15 protein-coding genes are annotated in these 19,011 nt (G+C 29.3%); 12 read left to right on the top strand and 3 right to left on the bottom strand.

The genetic code is table 11. The features are described from left to right. Positions 1 to 16: 16 nt before the first annotated feature. Both L3B96_RS03690 and L3B96_RS03685 read right to left on the bottom strand, forming a co-directional pair. Positions 17 to 817 carry a metal ABC transporter permease gene (locus L3B96_RS03690; RefSeq protein WP_012060492.1) on the bottom strand — a complete coding sequence of 267 codons (801 nt, stop codon included), beginning with the start codon at positions 815 to 817 and terminating at the stop codon, positions 17 to 19. Between the two features lie 33 nt (positions 818 to 850). After that, a complete protein-coding gene (locus L3B96_RS03685) occupies positions 851 to 1,522 on the bottom strand; it encodes a metal ABC transporter ATP-binding protein (protein ID WP_012060491.1) in 672 nt (223 codons plus the stop codon). Positions 1,523 to 1,803: 281 nt separating this feature from the next. Here L3B96_RS03685 and dltD point away from each other — a divergent pair, with 281 nt between their 5' ends. The 5 genes from dltD to dltC are packed head-to-tail and all read left to right on the top strand — an operon-like array spanning position 1,804 to position 6,059. After that, positions 1,804 to 2,988 (top strand): D-alanyl-lipoteichoic acid biosynthesis protein DltD, encoded by a 1,185-nt coding sequence (gene dltD, locus L3B96_RS03680; protein WP_238858874.1) that lies wholly within the window; start codon positions 1,804 to 1,806, stop codon positions 2,986 to 2,988. Next, positions 2,954 to 3,094, top strand: coding sequence for a hypothetical protein (locus L3B96_RS03675; RefSeq protein ID WP_017212532.1), 141 nt, complete (start codon positions 2,954 to 2,956; stop codon positions 3,092 to 3,094). Before dltD ends, L3B96_RS03675 begins: the two co-directional genes overlap by 35 nt. 14 nt (positions 3,095 to 3,108) lie before the next feature. Next, positions 3,109 to 4,623, top strand: coding sequence for a D-alanine--poly(phosphoribitol) ligase subunit DltA (gene dltA / locus L3B96_RS03670; RefSeq protein ID WP_238858873.1), 1,515 nt, complete (start codon positions 3,109 to 3,111; stop codon positions 4,621 to 4,623). Continuing rightward, on the top strand, positions 4,623 to 5,777 hold the full coding sequence (gene dltB, locus L3B96_RS03665; protein ID WP_017212530.1) for a D-alanyl-lipoteichoic acid biosynthesis protein DltB: 1,155 nt from the start codon (positions 4,623 to 4,625) through the stop codon (positions 5,775 to 5,777). Before dltA ends, dltB begins: the two co-directional genes overlap by 1 nt. Positions 5,778 to 5,831: 54 nt before the next feature. Beyond that, on the top strand, positions 5,832 to 6,059 hold the full coding sequence (gene dltC / locus L3B96_RS03660; RefSeq protein WP_238858872.1) for a D-alanine--poly(phosphoribitol) ligase subunit DltC: 228 nt from the start codon (positions 5,832 to 5,834) through the stop codon (positions 6,057 to 6,059). Positions 6,060 to 6,706: 647 nt separating this feature from the next. Here the strand turns inward: dltC and L3B96_RS03655 are convergent. Beyond that, positions 6,707 to 7,120, bottom strand: a complete 414-nt coding sequence (locus tag L3B96_RS03655; protein WP_017212528.1) for a hypothetical protein — start codon at positions 7,118 to 7,120, stop codon at positions 6,707 to 6,709. Positions 7,121 to 7,531: 411 nt separating this feature from the next. On the opposite strand from L3B96_RS03655, the gene L3B96_RS03650 reads away from it, so the two are divergent. From L3B96_RS03650 to L3B96_RS03620, 7 genes are all read left to right on the top strand, one after another. Next, a complete protein-coding gene (locus L3B96_RS03650) occupies positions 7,532 to 7,933 on the top strand; it encodes a DUF6762 family protein (RefSeq protein ID WP_012060485.1) in 402 nt (133 codons plus the stop codon). Positions 7,934 to 8,062: 129 nt separating this feature from the next. Continuing rightward, positions 8,063 to 9,847: an oligoendopeptidase F gene (pepF, locus tag L3B96_RS03645; RefSeq protein WP_238858871.1), complete on the top strand. Its 1,785-nt coding sequence runs from the start codon at positions 8,063 to 8,065 to the stop codon at positions 9,845 to 9,847. 214 nt (positions 9,848 to 10,061) lie between these two features. Further along, positions 10,062 to 11,102, top strand: coding sequence for a rhomboid family intramembrane serine protease (locus L3B96_RS03640; protein WP_238858870.1), 1,041 nt, complete (start codon positions 10,062 to 10,064; stop codon positions 11,100 to 11,102). 215 nt (positions 11,103 to 11,317) lie between these two features. Beyond that, a complete protein-coding gene (locus L3B96_RS03635; protein ID WP_238858869.1) occupies positions 11,318 to 12,706 on the top strand; it encodes a glycosyltransferase family 2 protein in 1,389 nt (462 codons plus the stop codon). Positions 12,707 to 13,059: 353 nt separating this feature from the next. After that, on the top strand, positions 13,060 to 15,009 hold the full coding sequence (locus L3B96_RS03630; protein WP_012060481.1) for a DNA topoisomerase IV subunit B: 1,950 nt from the start codon (positions 13,060 to 13,062) through the stop codon (positions 15,007 to 15,009). A gap of 134 nt (positions 15,010 to 15,143) precedes the next feature. Further along, positions 15,144 to 18,056, top strand: a complete 2,913-nt coding sequence (locus tag L3B96_RS03625) for a DNA topoisomerase IV subunit A (protein WP_238858868.1) — start codon at positions 15,144 to 15,146, stop codon at positions 18,054 to 18,056. Between the two features lie 377 nt (positions 18,057 to 18,433). Further along, positions 18,434 to 18,985 (top strand): DJ-1 family glyoxalase III, encoded by a 552-nt coding sequence (locus L3B96_RS03620; protein WP_077309218.1) that lies wholly within the window; start codon positions 18,434 to 18,436, stop codon positions 18,983 to 18,985. The last annotated feature ends 26 nt before the right edge of the window (positions 18,986 to 19,011 follow it).

The raw sequence follows: 19,011 nt of genomic DNA, 5'->3' as shown, positions 1-19,011 counted from the left end.
TAATACCTGTATTAGCCTAATCTTCATAACTAAAAAATCTTTTAAATATTAGTGTTAATAGAAGAACTATAACCGATATTAAGGCAATAGTACCACCAGGTGCACTATTTATATAATAAGAAGATATAAGTCCTATCATAACATCCACAAAACCAAAAATAATAGCAAAAATTAGGGTCGTAGTGAACCCTTTTTTTAATTGCATAGCTGTTGCAACTGGAACCACTATGATTGATGAAACAACAAGGATACCCATAACTCTTATAGAAAGAGAAATTGTTGCACCAACAAGCAGCGTAAAAATATAATTAACGAGTTTAACGTTTATTCCAGATGTTTTTGCTCCATTTTCATCAAAAGTTACATATATCAATTTGTTGTATAGAAAAAGAAGACATATAAGGCATATTCCTCCAACAATGGCGATTAAGCAGATATCAGAATCTGTTACAGTTAAAATACTTCCAAATAAAAATGAATCTACTTTAGCTGAAGCTTTACCACTACTTATTAAAATAATAGCTATTCCTAAACTCAATGTCAAAACAATTGACATAACAAGTTCTGCATATTTTTTATAATACGTTCTTAGAAATTCTATTACAAGAGCGCAAATGCTAGTAAATGAAAATGCAGTTAAAAGTGGGTCAATCCCTAAAACAAGACCAATTGCTACGCCAGCAAAAGATGAATGAGATAATGTATCACCAATCATTGAATAACGTCTAAGAACAATAAAAAGTCCTATAAAAGGACACAGCATAGAAACAATAAAGCCAGCAATAAATGCATTTTGCATAAAACCTAATTGAAACATAAATTATTACCTTCCTAAATATAGTTTAACTACTTAAATTATGTTGTAAAATGAATCCTCAGATTCTAAATATCTTTTAAAATCTTCATTTGTATATAATTTCATAGAACAATTTTCTAATTTTAAAATGTGTGTTGAATACTTTAATGCAACCTTAGTGTTATGTTCAACAGAGATAATAGTTTTTCCTAAATCCTTATTTAAACTTTGGAGTAGAGGATAGATTTCATTTTGGCTCTTTTCATCTATTCCAGTTGATGGTTCATCTAATATTATTAAATCAGGATCGCCGATTAAGGCTCTGGCAATAAAAATTCTTTGCTGTTGTCCACCTGAAAGATTGCCTATTAATTTATTGCTGAATTCACTCATATTTACATTTTTTAGAGAACTTTGAATGGATTTTGAATTCTTAATTCCCACTGTCTTGGCATGGCAAGACAAAACTTCCTTAACTGTTATTGGAAATTCTGCATTAAAATTATCAAGTCTTTGCGAAACGTATGAAATTTTATTAGAATCTAAACTTATACAACCGCTATCAGGTTTTAGAAGACCTAATATAAGTTTTACTAGTGTACTCTTACAACTTCCGTTTTCACCAAGTATAGATAGATAAATTCCAGTAGGTATATTAAGATTAATATTTTTTAATAAATCTGTTCCTTTTGTATAGGAAAATGATAGATTTTTTATAGTAATCAAATAATCAACTCCTTAAAGCATTATTATATTATACACTCAAATGCAAATAATTTGCAATAGAATATATTTTTATATTATGATTAATATCCAATACAATAACTATTTTATACTACAATACTATAAAAATTTGTCATAGAAAGCTGCCTTTGATTATGAATATATATTCTCATCATATGATTTTATATACTATGATAGAAGGGACTTTTGCATTGAAATATGTCTTAAATTAGTATAGAATTAAATGGAAATCGTAGTAGAAAAACAAGAAATAGGAGGGACAAATGAAAAAAAAGCTTATATATATGTTATTCCCTATTATTACAGCTGTAGTAACCGTTATGTTACTTAATATTTTTTTAGATAAAGAAATAGGAGCTATGTTAAAAAGCAAGGATTTAACTGAAATAAATATAGAGTATGGGAGCAGCTATAAAGATAGAGGACTCGTATATAATGAATTTGTTACAAATAATAACTATCAATTATTAGAAGGGTCATCAGAGTTAGGGGCACCAGTCTCACAATTAGCTACAACCTTTTTCCCTGTAGAAGGAATGGATACAATCGTAACTAATGGTAGAGCATATTGCCAGGACTTGACTCAGATATCTAATTTAGGAAGCCAGAATACCCAGAGGAAACCAAATGTTGCATTTATAATTTCACTTCAGTGGTTTATGAGTGATCATGGTGTTGACGGGACAGACTTTCAAGCTAATTTTGCACCAGTGCAATTTTATAAATTTTTATCAAATAAGGAAATAAGTGAAGAACATAAAAAAACATATGCAGCTAGAGTGGATAAGCTTTTATCAGGAAGCTCACAATATATACCGGAAAAGCTTTATGCAAAACTTTATACAAACGATAATTTAATATCTAAAGTATCAAGTGTTATATTTAAGCCATATTTTGTTGCAAGGGAAAATATTGTTGAACTTAAAGACAAAGGTCTATTATATAGAAGGTTAAAGAAACTACCTGAAAAATCAGAAAAACAGCTAAAAACAGTTGATTGGAATGAAGAGCATAAGAAGGCCGAGGAAGAAGCAAAGAAACAAGTAACTAATAATGAGTTCTACGTATATGACACATATTATGACAAGAATTTAAAAAATAATTTACAATCTCAAAAAGATATAAATAAAAATGTTGATTTAATGAATTCAAAAGAATTTGATGACTATGAATTATATTTAGACACTTGTGTTGATCTTGGTATAAAGCCATATATAATTTTAGCACCAACTAATGGAAGATGGTATGATTACACTGGAATGACTAAGCAAAGTAGAGATGAGTTTTTCGATAAAGTGGAAGAAATGGCTAAAGAAAGAGGATTTGAAGTTTTGAACTTAAAAGATCAAGAATATACGCCTTATTTTATGTGTGATGTAATGCATCTAGGATGGAAAGGATGGCTTGAAATTGATGAGCAACTTTATAAACGAAATAAAGAAAAATAGAGCTTTAGGATTTGCATTAGTAAGTTCAATTGTAGTTATTTTAGCAATTCTAGTATTAACATTTGAACCATTTGCTGAAATACCATTTGTATATAATCAATTTTAAGGGAGATATAAATAATGAAGATTTTAGAAGGCATAAAAAAATACTCAAATAGTAATAGAATCGCACTAAAATGTGATGGAAATATTATGACATATGCAGAATTAGATACAATATCAGAATGCATAGCAGCTTTTTTATTAAGGGAATTTAAAGATGATAGAACGCCTATTATTATATATGGTAATAAGGAAAATTTAATGATGGCAGTTATGATGGCTGCTTTAAAGTCAGGAAGAGCTTATATACCAATAGATATTAGCTATCCAAAAGAGAGAGTGGAGGCAATTATCAGTGAGGTTCATCCAAAGGTTCTTATTGATTTTAGCAAAGAAAGCAATTTTGAAAGTATAAGGATCTTAAAAGATAAAGATATTGAAGAAATAGTAAAAGAATATAAAGATGTTAAAGTAGAAAAAGAAAATTGGGTAAAAGAAGATGAAAATGCATACATATTATTCACTTCTGGAAGCACTGGGAAGCCAAAAGGTGTTCAAATAAGCAGTAACAATTTAGATAATTTTGTTGAGTGGATTGCAGAATATTTAAATTTAGATGAAAAAGAAGAAGTATTTATGAATCAGGCTGCATACTCTTTTGATTTATCTGTAACATCAATTTACCCAGGATTATGTTATGGGAAAACATTACATGGTTTTTCAAAAGAAACACTTTCAAACTTAAAGAATATGTTTGATGACATGAGAAAATCTGATATTAATATATGGGTATCAACTCCTTCATTTGCAGGAATGTGTGTTGCAGAAAAAGATTTTAATTCTACAATGCTTCAGAATTTAAAAGCAATGATCTTTGTAGGGGAGGTATTACCAAAACCATTATGCGAGGAACTTATAAATAGATTCCCAGGAACAAGAGTGGTAAATGGATATGGTCCAACAGAGGCAACTGTAGCAGTTTCAGCTAATGATATGAGCAAAGAATTATTGTTGGAAGAAGGAAGCTTGCCTATTGGATATCCAATGAAAACATCAGTTGTAAAGATTGTTGATGATGAAGGCAACGTGTTAGGTGATGGAGAAAAAGGAGAAATAGTAATTGTAGGTCCTAGTGTAAGCAAAGGATACTTTAATAATAAACAAGTTACTGCAAAAGCGTTCTTCTATGATGATTATAATGGATCTAAATGTAGAGCATATAGAACAGGAGATTTAGGCTATTATGTAAATGGAAATTTATATTATTGTGGAAGAAAGGATTTCCAAATAAAGCTTAATGGTTTTAGAATAGAAATAGAAGATATAGAAAATAACTTAGTTAAAGTTAGTAATATAAAAAATGCAGCTGTTGTTCCAATAGAGAAAGATGGAAAAATTGCATATTTAACTGCGTTTATTGAGTTAAAAGAAGATAATGGCTTAAGTGGATTAAAAAATGGAATAATGATAAAGAAAGAGTTGGCAAATTTGATTCCTTCATACATGGTACCAAGAAATATAAAAATTGTTAAGCAATTTCCGACTAATGTAAATGGAAAGATTGATAGGAAAAAACTATTGGAGGAAGTATAATGAAGTTGACACAATACGGAGATTACTTTTACTTATATATCTTGCTACTAACATTTATTCCTGCCATAGTTTTAGGGCTAAATGGGATTAAATCAAAATATTATGGAATAATCGCTTCGGCTTTAATGATATATTTGATTATGGGAAAAAGTTTAGGATTAGCTTTATTTTCAATGTTTTTAGTTGGCGAAATTTTTGTTATATACTTATATTTGTTTGTTAGAAAAAAAACAGATAACAAATATTTATATTGGTTATTCTTATTTGCATCAATAATTCCGCTTATATTAACTAAAGTAGCAGGGGTTACACATTATGCTTCATACATTGGATTTATTGGCTTATCATATCTAAATTTTAAGGCAATACAAGTAGTAATAGAAATTTATGATGGTAGAATAACTCAAATAAATTTTATGACATTTATTCATTTCATAACATTTTTTCCGACCCTAAGTTCTGGACCTATAGACAGATGGAAAAGATTTGAGGATGATTTAAATAGAAAAGTTGAAAAGAATATATATTTAGAAGAATATTTAATTCCAGGTCTGAAAAAGATATTTATTGCAATTGCTTATAAATTTATACTAGCATATTTAATTGATACATATTGGTTGTTAAAAATACCTTCAGGTATTACAATATTAAATAGTGTAAATTATATGTATGCTTACACGATGTATTTATTCTTTGATTTTGCAGGATACAGCTTATTTGCGGTTGGATCAAGTTATATCTTTGGAATTAAAACACCAGATAACTTTAATAAACCTTTCTTGAGTAAGGATATGAAAGAATTTTGGACACGATGGCATATATCTTTATCAAGATGGTTTGGAGATTACATTTTCTCAAGATTTGTGCTAAATTCTATGAGAAAAAAGAGGTTTAAGAATAGGTTTATTGCTTCCCATGTGGCTCAAATTATCACTATGTTTATAATGGGATTATGGCATGGACTAACTGCATACTATATAATTTATGGATTATATCAAGGAATTGCATTAGTCTTAACTGATATTTATCAGAGGAAATCAAGTTTTTATAAGAAACATAAAAAAGAGAAATGGTTTAATTATGCTCAGGTTTTAATAACATTTCACATAGTATGTTTTGGTATGCTGATATTTTCAGGATATTTATTTAAATAGAAATAAGCAAGCTAAGTAACTAAAAAATAGTACTATAAGAAGGAGTATATTATTATGAAAGACAAAGTTTTAGAAATATTTACTGAAGTTACAGGAAATGATGAAATATCAGAAGATTTTGATTTAGATCTTTTTGAAGCTGGATTATTAGATTCTCTAGCAATAATTGAAGTTTTAATTCAAATAGAAGAAAAGCTAGGAATTAAATTACAGCCTACAGATTTAGAAAGAGAAGATATGTCAACTGTTAATAAGTTGACTGCGTTCTTAGAAACTAGATAAAATCTATAGTGTTCCGTAATGAGAATTCTTGCCGAAATTAGATACAAATTTGTTTCAGCGGACTAATGAAATTTTCGATGGATAGTTCTATTATAGATAACACAACTAAGACCTGAACTTAAGCATATAACTCGCCGAGGTGAATAACATACTTTTGTTCCAGTTTCTAGGTAATTCTGATGGGTGATTCTAAGGCTATAAAGTTGCACCCAAAGCGCTAGCCTCAAAGAACAAGCTTTGAACTAGCACATTTGGAACAACTTACAGCCAAAGAATCACATCCATCAAAATTACCAATGAAACATTCCACAAAAGTATATTACTCATTTTTGATTGGAAAATATTTAATAGTTTAAGTATAGTTTATGATTGTGTTATCTATATATAAAAAAGAATCAGACTTATGATATGAAATTCTAGATACTAGAAAAAGGGTTAATCTTTTGTGCAGTGTTGCATTGAGAATAAGGCTGTAGGATTTCTTCATTAGAAATTGTTCCACTTTTGCTTGTCATGTGCTTGCCACAGGAGCATGCAGAAATGGGTGCAACTTCTAATGTTAGAAATCCACAGCCCTATTCTCTAGCATACCGAAATAAAAGATTAACCCTTATTTCGGCTAGTTTATTGCATAAGTGTGAATTTATTCATTCGTCAAATATTTTTTCTAAGCACCAGCTTTTCTTATCATCCTTTTTAAAGCTTCCTTTAACTGAAATGGTTTTATGGGGAGCAGCCTTAGAAAGTCCAGATGCTTCAACAACAGCAGTTTCACCATCATTATATAGCAGTGACATTTTTTGAACTCTAAGGAGTTTGTTTTCTGATGAGAAGCCAGAAGTAAAGTTATGTTCTACAGAAAATCCGAGATCCTTGGAATTGTTTGATATATAAATATCACGAGTCATAAAGAATGAAGCTATAATTATTATTCCGAAAGAAATAGTTAAAGATAACATGAGTCTTCTTTTATTTTTTAGAGTAATATTTTTCTGGAGTCTTCGTCTTCTTCTTTTTTTATAAACAAAGTACTCTTCTTGAATCTGTGCGCTATTCAGCATACTGTATACCTCCTTTATTTTTGATGTACCTAAAGTATAGTTTGAAGAAATTAATAAATAAGATTAAATTCACAGTATATGAGTGAACATAAGAAAATATTACCATATAATTCCATATAATAAAAACAAAAGCGTATGACAAAGTTAAGGAAAAAATATTATTATCTGAGTGGATTCTGAATATAGTCTTATATTTGGAAAAAAGTTTACCAGGTTTTATTTTTATGGTTATAAAATGTCTTTTTTGATATAATTTTATATGAGAAATTAACTATATATGTTTTAAATTAAGTCTATACTTTATTGAACTATGGCTAAAAATAGTAATGTAGGAGATTTCATAAAACTTATATATGTTTTGATTTACTAATATAAAAATAATTATTATAAAAATAACAGGATGGTGGAACTATGGATTTTTCAAGTTTAGTATTAATAGAAAAAGATAAAGAAACAGGATTTATAAAGAAAGAACTAGGAAGTTTTGAAGTAAATGAAGGAGCATTGTTTGTAAAAAAACTTTATGTGTTGGACGATATTGTATATATGTATTTCGATACAAATAAAAATGTTGAAGAATGGGAATACTCAGCAATATATGATTTATTTAATAACGAAGCATTTTCTGAAAAAGGATTTGAAATTGAAGAGGATTTAGAAGAATACAATCCTACATATATAATAAAATTTAATTATGTAGATGACTATGATGTAATGAAAGGGAAGATACAAGAAGTGGTATCTATAATAGACAATGAGATGAATGCAGTATTTGAAGCTATTAAAGGAAAAGAATCTGAATATACTGAGTAGATAAAAGATATTTTATAGTCATTTGTGTACATTTCATAAGCATATTCTTAAGAATATATATGGTAATATTCTTGAGATAAATAAGGTTTAGAATTTTACTAAAATTTTTGTAAAGAAAGGTGTATTTATATGAGTGATTTAAAGAAAAGAGAAGAAATAGAAGATAAGTTTAAATGGAAGGTTGATAAGATTTATAAAAGCATAGAGGATTGGGAAAAGGACTTTGAAGATGTAAAAAATGAAGCGGTTAAATTAAAAGATTTTTCAGGAAAACTTGTGAATGGAGAAGCAATACTAGATTATTTAAAATTCAATGAAAAAGTATCTAGGAAGGCAGAAAACTTATTTATTTATGCTCATTTAAAGTGTGATGAAGATACTTCAAATACCACTTATCAAAGTTTAATGAGTAAAGTTGATATATATATGGCAGAGCTTGCAAGTTACACAGCATTCTTTGTACCGGAAATTTTAAGTTTAGATGATAGCTTTATTAAAAGTGAAATAAACAGATTAGATGAATTAAAACAATTTGAATTCTTAATCGAAGATATATTAAAAGAAAAGCCACACATATTATCTAAAGAGATGGAAGAATTGTTAGCAGCGGCATCAGATTGTTTGGATGCCCCTTCAGCAATACACAATATATTAACTAATGCAGATATGACATTTGGAAAAATAGAAGATGAAGATGGTAATGAAGTTGAATTAACAGAAGGAAACTATTCTTCATTCATAAGAGGTAAAAATAGAGAGGTAAGAAAAGCAGCATTTGAAAGATTATTTGGGGAATATGATAAGTTGAAAAATACTCTAGCAACGTCCCTAAGTGCATCAATAAAAACTTTCAATTTTAGCAGCAGAGTTAGAAAATATAATAATGCATTGGAAGCATCATTGAAACCTAATAATATTCCTTTAGAAGTTTACAAAAATGCAATTAAAGTAATAAATAATAATTTAGATTCACTTCATAGATATGTAAAAATTAAGAAAAAACTATTAGGATTAGATGAAATTCATATGTATGATTTATATGTTCCAGTCATTGAAATTCCGAAAGAAAAAATTGAGTTTAATGATGGAGTAAATATAGTATTGAAAGCGTTAAGTCCTTTAGGAACAGAGTATTTAGATATCTTTAAAAGTGGAGTTAATAATGGTTGGATAGATATATATGAAAACAAAGGAAAAAGAGGAGGAGCATATTCTTGGGGTGGATATGATACTATGCCTTATGTTTTATTAAATTATAATAATGAGCTAGGAGATGTTTCAACTTTAGCACATGAAATGGGGCATTCAATTCATTCATATTATTCAAGAAAAGAGCAGCCATATTACTATGCAAATTACACATTATTCTGCGCAGAAGTTGCATCCACAACAAATGAATCATTACTTATTCACTATCTAATTGAAAATGAAAAGGATGAAAAGAAAAAATTATATTTAATAAATCAAGAATTAGAACAAATAAGAACAACTGTATTTAGACAACTGATGTTTGCGGAATTTGAGTTATATACACATGAGACTCTAGAAAGAGGAATACCATTAACGGCGGAAGATTACAATAAAGCTTGGCATGATCTAAATGTTAAGTACTTTGGAAATGAAATTGTTATAGATAAAGAAGTAGATGTCGAATGGTCAAGAATTCCTCATTTTTATTCAGATTTTTATGTTTATCAATACGCTACAGGTTACGCAGCAGCATCAGCTTTTTCTAAGGCTATCTTAGATGGTAAAGAAAATGCAGTAGAAAAATATAAAGGTTTCTTAAAATCTGGTGGAAGCGATTATCCAATAAATATTTTAAGAAATGCAGGAGTAGATATGACAACAGATGCACCAATAGAAGCTACAATAAAGAGATTTAATGAGCTTTTAGATATGATAGATAATTAGGGTTTGCAAGGTAATTCAGAAATCCAAGATGTATTTCAATAAGGCATATGAAAGAAAATAACGAGTCCAAAATAAAATGCCATGATTATTTTTGCAATATATATATAGAATGTGAAATTCACAATTGTGACATAAAATAAAATTGTCTATAATTGTGAATTTACATTATAAAATAATAATTTATGAATTTTTATATAAGAATAGGTAAGGTATTATGAATAACTTTAAAGAAGAATTTTATAAAATTTTAGTAAATGCAGAGAATTTCTATATGAAACAATACTATAGCGATTTTCATAAAAGAGAAATATTTCTTGCAATTAAGGAGTTATCAAATGGAATATACTGCGTTTTTATAAGCGAGGATGAAAATGAAAATATAGACTTTTTAGAAGCTTTTGAATATATAAAAACCTTAGGGAAAGACTTTTCTCTAAATATGATAATTTTATCTAAAGGGGAATATACAAATATAAATAATACAGTTATGGTAAATAAACTTATCGTGGATAAAGAAAATTATACAGTTATTAAGTGCGATGAGTCGTGTCTGCCGTTAAAAAAAATACTTGAACTGTATATAAATAAAAGTAAAGTGAAAAATATTGATAATAAGAAAGAATTTTTTAGATATAAAATTCCAACTATGATTTTAATATTGATAAATGTAATAATATTTATAATAATGCAAATCGACATTTATAATATTAAACATTCATTAGGTTCATCTCAGTTGTTATCGGAGGAAATGATAAATGCAATAAATAATTCAGTACTAGTGACCTTTGGGGCTAAATATAATGCACTTATAAATAATGGAGAAGTATGGCGTTTGTTAACTTGTGCCTTTTTACATTCTAGCATTATACATATAGCATTTAATATGTATTCTTTATATATAGTAGGTCCACAAATTCAGCAGATTTATGGGGCTAAAAAGTATATAGTTATTTACATCACTTCTTGTATAACAGCATCAATATTAAGTTATCTAGCAAGTCCATATACTATATCAGTAGGAGCATCAGGTGGCATATTTGGTCTTTTGGGAGCTTTGTTAGCTTTTGCAATTATGGAAAGACATAGATTGCAGAAAAAATATATATCTAGCTTACTACAGGTAATACTTATAAATTTATTTATAGGATTAAGTGTGAAAAATATTGATAATTATGCACACATAGGTGGACTTATTGGAGGAGCATTGATTGGATATGTCTCTTACAAAATATTAAATAAGCAGTTGAAAAACTAGATAAATTTATATATTTTTATTGCTTGGGAAATATCAGGAATTGAGCTAGAAAAAACGAAATGTAAAGGATTTTATTAAGGCAATATTAATTTTATCTTAAGAAAATAGGGTTGATTTTTTATTTTTATTGAAATATTATTAAATAGGTATAGTATGATGATAGATATAAAATAATAAATGGGAATATATCTCATTAAATATTAGGAGTGAATGTAATGGGAAAATACATTTTTACCATAACAGCATTTTTTCAAATTTTTGTTTTTGCAATAACATGTTACTATTTAGCTTTAGGACTTATAGGGCTTTTCAGAAAGAAAGAGAATAAGAACTATGAACCTAAAAATAAATTTGCATTGTTAATAGCAGCACATAATGAAGAAGTCGTTATTGGTAGTCTCATAGAGAGTATGCTAAAACTAGATTATCCTAAGGAAATGTATGACGTTTTCGTTATTGCAGATAATTGTACAGATGATACAGCTAAGATATCTAAAGGTTACGGGGTAAATGTTTGTGAAAGATTTGCAAAAGATAAAAGAGGAAAAGGTTATGCGTTAGAGTGGATGTTTGCAAAGTTATTTGCAATGGAAAAACAGTATGATGCTATTGCTATCTTCGATGCAGATAATCTTGTACATAAAGATTTCTTAAAAGAGATTAATTCAAAGATGCAGGAAGGTTACAAAGTTGTTCAAGGATATATAGACAGTAAGAATCCAGATGATTCATGGATTGCTGCTGCTTATTCAATAGCTTTCTGGACTCAAAATAGAATGTTCCAGTTAGCTAGAGCTAATGTAGGATTTTCTAATCAAATTGGTGGAACAGGATTTGCCATTGAAACTAAGACATTGAAGAAGTTAGGCTGGGGTGCCACTTGTTTAACAGAGGATTTAGAATTCTCTTGTAAGCTTGTATTAAATGGAGAAAAAGTTGGTTGGGCTCATGATGCGATTATATATGATGAAAAACCATTAAAGCTTAAACAATCATGGACTCAAAGAAAAAGATGGATGCAAGGTTTTACAGATGTTGCTTCAAGATATTTCTTTAAGCTTGTTAAGAAGTCAATAATGGAAAGAAAGTTTTATATATTTGACTGCGCACTATACGTATTACAGCCTTTTGTAACGTTATTACTTGGTATTTCAGCAGTTTTAACTTTAATACAGGCAAATACTACAGGCGTAAATATATTTATTATAAATTATTTGTTTAGTGATGTTGGATTTAAGACGTTTGCGGTTATTCAATTTTTGATTACTCCGTTAATATTAACAATTGATAAAAAAATTACAAAACCATTCTTAGTTATGATGGTATTATATTCTAGTAATGTTTTCGTAGTTCCTTATCTAACAGCTAATATGGATAATTGGATCATTGCTTGGGTGAGTGGTTTAGCTTATAACTTAGCATTCTTGATATTGACAGGAATATTACTAGGAAAGAAAGAATTAATTTTATTCTTTAGATTCTGGTTATATGCGTTATATACAGTAACATGGATACCAATTACAATTCAAGGTATATTAAATAAGAATAATAAAGAGTGGAGTCATACTAAGCATGTTAGAAAGATAGAAATATGTGATGTGTAATACTCTAAACAAAAGTATAAATTAGAAATCAGGATGTCGTAAAATGGTTAAAAAGACCTTTTTGACATCCTATTTTTATTATGATAAGGTATATGTTTTATGAAAATGTCAAATAAATATATATAAGTAGTAAGTATTGTTAGAAATATATATTTTAATATAAATATTAATGAGATATAATAATGAAATATTGTTTGTCTCATGCAATGCAAGGAACAGAGATCTTAGAAGATTTAAGAAAATAAGAGATGTCTGCTTAAGTTTTTTTTGACATTAAAGCAGAAAGGCAGTATATTTTATAGAGCGAAATAATTACGAAAAAATAAGAACTGGTGTTCAGATGGAGGAGTTTTATGGAATTAAAAAATACTAATGCTTATGATGTAACAGATTTAACATCACTTGAAAAGCTAGAACCTGTAAGAATAAGACCAGGTATGTATATAGGATCTACAGGTAGTAAGGGGTTACATCACTGTATATGGGAAATAATAGATAACTCCATAGATGAAATAGCTAACGGATATGGTAACAAAGTAACCATAACGTTAAATGAAGATAAAAGTGTAACCGTATTGGATAACGGAAGAGGTATACCTACAGGAATTCATCCAATCAAAAAGAAATCTGGAGTTGAAATGGTATTTACTGAACTTCATACAGGAGGAAAGTTTGATAATAAAAATTATAAAACATCTGGAGGACTTCATGGAGTTGGAGCAGCAGTAGTAAATGCTTTGTCAGAATGGTTAGAGGTTGAAGTTTACCAAAACGGGAATATATACAGACAAAGATTTGAATATGCTTTTGATAAAGAATTAAAAAGAGAAATGCCAGGAACATCTGTTGGCAGCTTGAAGGTGATTGGAAAAACAGATAAGGTTGGAACAAAGATCACATTTAAGCCGGATAAAGAAATCTTCTCAACTACTGATTTTAAATTTGATATAATAGATAGCCGATTACAGGAACTGGCATTCCAAAATAAAGGGATAAGATTAGAATTAATAGATAAAAGAAAAGGACAAGAAATCACAAAAGAATATTACTCAGAAAATGGTCTTTTAGATTTTATAAATTATCTAAATGAAAGTAAAACACCAATTCATGAAGAGCCTATAATTTTTGACGGCGAAAGAACTGTTGGGGAACTTCAATTATATGGTGAAGTATGTATTCAATTTACAGATTCAACTACTGAATATATTGCAAGTTATGTAAATAACATTCCAACAACAGAAGCTGGGACTCATGAAACTGGATTTAAGACTGGAATGACAAGATCTTTTAAAGAATGGTCTAAAAAGTTAGGATTGGTTAAGGAAAAAGATAAGGAATTTGAAGGCGATGACTTAAGAGAAGGTATGACTGCTATTGTAAGAATTAAAATCACAAATCCTATCTTCGAAGGTCAGACTAAGACTAAACTTGGAAATAATGAAGCGTATACTATGATGAATGATTTAGTGTATACTAAATTTTCTGAATGGATAGAAGATAATAAAACTTTGGCAACAAGTATAATTAATAACGCATTAGAGGCAGCTAAAAGAAGAGACAAGATTAAGAAAATAAATGAAGCAGAAAAAAAGAAAATAGGAAAAGGTACAGCACCGCTTGCAGGAAAAGTTGCTGTGTGTACATTGAAAGATAAAACTGTGAATGAATTTATAGTTGTGGAAGGAGATTCGGCAGGAGGATCTGCAAAGCAAGCCAGAGATAGAAGATTTCAAACTATCATGCCTTCAAAAGGTAAGATAATGAATACTGAAAAACAAAAACTTGAAAATGTATTGGCTTCTGAGGAATTAAAAATATTTAACACTGCTGTTGGAACAGGTACTTTGGATAACTACAGAGAAGAAGATTTAAAATATGACAAGATAATAATAATGAGTGATGCTGATGTGGATGGATATCATATTAGGACATTATGGATGACTTATATTTATAGATATATGAGACCGCTTATTGCTAATGGACATTTATATTTAGCGCAGCCCCCATTGTATAAAGTGTATAGGGAAACTAAAGGAAAAACTATAGTTAAATATGCGTATAGTGATGACGAACTTGAAAATACAAAGAAACAGGTTGGAAAAGGTGCACTGATTCAAAGATATAAAGGACTAGGAGAAATGAATCCCGATCAATTATGGGATACAACACTAAATCCAGAAAGTAGAACTCTGCTTCAAGTAACTATAGAAGATGCGGCAAAAGCAGAAAAGATGGTTTCGTTACTTATGGGAGATATTGTTGAACCTAGAAAGAACTATATGTATAAATACGGAGAATTTTAATCAATTTACAGTTCACAAGGTACAATGCACAATCAATGAACATGTTCCTGCGGAACTTAAAATTAAAATTTAGAAATTTCACCATTAATTGTGGATTGTGAACTGTGTATTATGCATCAAAAAAGGAGAAGAGTATGGCAAAAAAGAATGAAAATATTATACCTAAAGATAATAATATAATTGGTATTCCTCTAGAAGAAGCAATGCCAGAGAATTATTTACCATATGCTATAGAAGTTGCTAAAGATAGAGCACTTCCTGATGTTAGAGATGGTCTTAAGCCTGTGCATAGAAGAATTTTATATGGTTCATATATGCTTAAGGCCTTTCCAGATAGACCTTATTATAAATCTGCAAGAATAGTTGGAGATATCTTAGGTAAGTATCACCCTCATGGTGATTCATCTGTATACGAATCTATGGTAATACTAGCTCAAGATTTCTCAACTAGGGCGCCGTTAATTGAAGGTCACGGGAACTGGGGATCTATCGATGGTGATGGGGCTGCAGCTATGAGGTATACAGAGGCTAGATTATCTCCTATTGCAATGGAAATGCTAAGAGATATTGAAAAGGATACGGTAGAAATGGTTCCAAACTATTCTGATAGTGAAATGGAACCTAAAGTATTACCAAGTAGATATCCTAATTTACTTGTAAATGGGGCGTTTGGTATAGCTGTAGGGCTTGCAACCAATATACCTCCACATAATTTGGGAGAGGTAACAGAAGGAGTTCTAGCGTATATTGATAATAATGAAATAACTACTTCTGAGCTCATGAAATATATAAAAGGACCAGATCTACCTACTGGAGGAATCTTAATAGGGGAAAAATCCATTTTATCAGCATATGAAACTGGTGAAGGAAAAGTAGCTTATAGAGCAAAGACTTCAATTGAAAAATTAGAAAATGGAAGAATCGGAATAATTATAACTGAATTCCCATACAGAAGAAATAAGTCTAGGATTCTCCAAACAATATCTGAAATGACTGGAGATAAGAGACATGCAAAAGCATTGGAATCTATAACAGATATTAGAGATGAGTCTGATAGAAGTGGAATAAGAGCTGTAATTGAATTAAAGAAAAATGCAGATGAAGATGTTGCAGATAAAGTGCTAAAGTATCTGTTCAAAAAAACTGATTTACAATGCAACATAAGTTTTAACATGGTAGCCCTTGCAAATGGAAAGCCAGAAACTATGAGTTTAAAGGCTATAATAAGATATTATGTAGATCACCAGAAAGAAATAATAACTAGAAGAACCCAAAAAGAACTTGATGTGGCAAAAAAGAGGCACCATATTGTTGAAGGATTTATTAAAGCTATAAGTGTTTTAGATGAAGTTATAGCAACCATTAGAAGTTCAAAGTCTAAAAAGGATGCATCGGAAAACTTGATAAGCAAATTTGGGTTTTCTGAGGCTCAAGCACAAGCTATATTGGAACTTATGTTATATAGGTTAACAGGTCTTGAAATAGAAATATTTGAAAAAGAATATGCGCAACTTGAGAAAATTATAAAAAAACTTGAGAAGATTTTATCTAGTGAAAAAGAGCTTTTGAAAGTTGTTAAAAGTGAATTAAAAGAAATAAGTGATAAGTACGGAAATGATAGAAGAACTGAAATTATACATGATGATAATGAAAGTAAAATTGATGTTGAAGAATTAATTATTGTAGAAGAAGTTATGATAACAATATCTAAAGATGGATTCGTAAAAAGAATACCATTAAAGAATTACAATAGATCTAGCTCCAATCCAGAAGATATTGAATATAGAGAAGGAGATTCTTTAAAATATTTAATAAATTCTAATACTAAGGATACACTTCTTGTATTTACGGATAAAGGTTTTATGTACCAAACGAAGGGTATTAATATTCCTGAAATGAAATGGAAAGAAAAAGGGGATAGATTAGATGATATTATTAAATCATTAAATCTTGATAATGAGAAGATAATTGCAGCTATATCCATAGATAATTTCAATCCTAGCAAAGCATTTAGATTTATAACAAAACATGGAGGAATTAAGTTAAGTTCTTTAGATAAATTCCAAACTGCATATGGTAAACTTCAAGCGTTAAAACTTAGAGATGGTGATGAGTTGATTGACGTATCCATGAGAGAATTGGAAGAAGAAGAGAAGTTCCTAAAAGTTAAGAGTAAACTAGGGTTAGAATTTACTCTTGAAATAAAAAATCTAGAGGAAACGGCTAGAAATATTTTACCTACTCAGCTATTTAATTTCTCAGAAGAAGATGAAATTAGTCAAGTAGAAGATACTAATGAAATTGAATATTTTGAATTAAGTGTTGGAGTTACTGATAAGAATAAGTTTAAATTCTATGAGAGGATAAAGGAAGACTCATTAAAAGTTAAAACAAATTCTTTAAAAGAATTGCTTATCTTTAGCAACAGAGGATATGTATATAAAATACCAGTATTTTTAATGAGAAATGTTTTGAATAAGGAAATAAATGTAGAAGCATTTATAGGTAAAATGGAAAAGGGAGAAAAGATAATAAGTCTGATTTCCATTGATTCTTATGATGAAGACTTAGGAGTATACACGTTTACGAAAAAAGGAATGGTTAAGAAAACATTGTTAAAAGAATTTGAAGGTGACTTTCTAAAGCAAGCATGCTATAAGTTTAAGTTTGAAGATGATGAAGTTGTATCTGTAGAAATGAATCAAATAAAGATTGGTCACTTGATTATGATAACTAAAAAAGGAATGGCAATAAGATTTCCGGTTGAAAATGTAAATATTATGGGTAAAATAGCTTCAGGGGTAACTGGAATAAGTCTAAGGGATGAAGATCAAGTCATTTTTGGAAAGTATCATAGTAATTACAAGAAAAGTGATGATAATACCGTAATGTTATCTTCGGATGATACAAAAATTACACTTGTTTCTAAAGGCAAGGAGAGATCAGTAATGGATATAAGTGATATTAAGTTACAAAATAGGGCTGGAAGAGGAACAAGTATAATGATGGTCTCACTTGATGATGAAATAAAAGATGTACACCTATAAAAAGGTGCGAAGCACAACCAAGAACTTATAACTATAAAAAAAGTGCGCACTCCTAAGAAGAGTGCGAAGAACAATGCAGAACTTACTAAACATAACAAGTTATGTTGTATATAAAATAAAAATTTCTGATTCTTACTTTTTAGCAAAGTGAATGTCTCACACAAAATATATCATTATGTGTGAATCGTTTATGGCAGGTGGTTGGAAGAAAGTAAAGAAAATTATAGATTGGAAAGTTCCAATTCTGACAATTAAGTTGTGGTAGTTAAACAATAAATGGGGTATAATGTAGGTATAAATTGAAGAGAAGCAGAATGAGGGTGTTCTAAAAAATAGTTTAGGATATCCTCATTGTTTAGATTTAAGGAGGAATTGATATGAAGAAAGTATGCGTTTTATTAGCAGAAGGTTTTGAGGAAATAGAGGCTTTAACTGTATCTGATATAATAAGAAGGGCGGATGTAACTTGTGATTTAGTATCAATTGCAGAAAAGCAAGTTAAGTCAAGTCATGGCGTGGTAGTTCAAGCAGATAAGCTTTTCGATGAGAATATGGAATATGATTTAGTGGTAATACCAGGAGGTATTCCAGGAGCTACTAACTTAAGAGATGATGAGAGAGTAATAAAATTTGTCAAAAAGCAAAACAAAGATGGAAAATTAATTGGAGCGATTTGTGCAGGACCAATAGTTCTTGGAAGAGCGGGAATCACAGAAGGAAGAAATATAACTTCTTATCCTGGATATGAAGATGAATTACCAAATTGTGAATATTTAGAAGATGCTGTAGTAGTTGATAAGAATATAGTAACCAGCAGAGGTCCAGCAACAGCAATGGCATTTGCATATAAGTTATTAGATATTCTTGGATATGGGAATAAAGTAGAAAGTATTTCATCTGGTATGTTATATAAGATGTTTATAGGGTAAAAGTTATCAAATTTACTGGGAAAGTT

This window comes from Clostridium sp. YIM B02569, from assembly GCF_022320765.1.
GTDB lineage: Bacteria > Bacillota > Clostridia > Clostridiales > Clostridiaceae > Clostridium > Clostridium beijerinckii.
This window is presented reverse-complemented; position numbering and strand designations above follow the sequence as displayed.

Excerpts from the sequence above, each read along its gene's own strand:
- L3B96_RS03650 (WP_012060485.1), top strand. The coding sequence starts at position 7,532 with ATGGATTTTTCAAGTTTAGTATTAATAGAAAAAGATAAAGAAACAGGA.
- pepF (WP_238858871.1), top strand. The coding sequence starts at position 8,063 with ATGAGTGATTTAAAGAAAAGAGAAGAAATAGAAGATAAGTTTAAATGG.
- L3B96_RS03620 (WP_077309218.1), top strand. The coding sequence starts at position 18,434 with ATGAAGAAAGTATGCGTTTTATTAGCAGAAGGTTTTGAGGAAATAGAG.
- L3B96_RS03635 (WP_238858869.1), top strand. The coding sequence starts at position 11,318 with ATGGGAAAATACATTTTTACCATAACAGCATTTTTTCAAATTTTTGTT.
- dltC (WP_238858872.1), top strand. The coding sequence starts at position 5,832 with ATGAAAGACAAAGTTTTAGAAATATTTACTGAAGTTACAGGAAATGAT.
- L3B96_RS03640 (WP_238858870.1), top strand. The coding sequence starts at position 10,062 with ATGAATAACTTTAAAGAAGAATTTTATAAAATTTTAGTAAATGCAGAG.
- L3B96_RS03630 (WP_012060481.1), top strand. The coding sequence starts at position 13,060 with ATGGAATTAAAAAATACTAATGCTTATGATGTAACAGATTTAACATCA.
- dltD (WP_238858874.1), top strand. The coding sequence starts at position 1,804 with ATGAAAAAAAAGCTTATATATATGTTATTCCCTATTATTACAGCTGTA.
- dltB (WP_017212530.1), top strand. The coding sequence starts at position 4,623 with ATGAAGTTGACACAATACGGAGATTACTTTTACTTATATATCTTGCTA.
- L3B96_RS03655 (WP_017212528.1), bottom strand. The coding sequence starts at position 7,120 with ATGCTGAATAGCGCACAGATTCAAGAAGAGTACTTTGTTTATAAAAAA.
- L3B96_RS03675 (WP_017212532.1), top strand. The coding sequence starts at position 2,954 with ATGAGCAACTTTATAAACGAAATAAAGAAAAATAGAGCTTTAGGATTT.
- dltA (WP_238858873.1), top strand. The coding sequence starts at position 3,109 with ATGAAGATTTTAGAAGGCATAAAAAAATACTCAAATAGTAATAGAATC.
- L3B96_RS03625 (WP_238858868.1), top strand. The coding sequence starts at position 15,144 with ATGGCAAAAAAGAATGAAAATATTATACCTAAAGATAATAATATAATT.
- L3B96_RS03690 (WP_012060492.1), bottom strand. The coding sequence starts at position 817 with ATGTTTCAATTAGGTTTTATGCAAAATGCATTTATTGCTGGCTTTATT.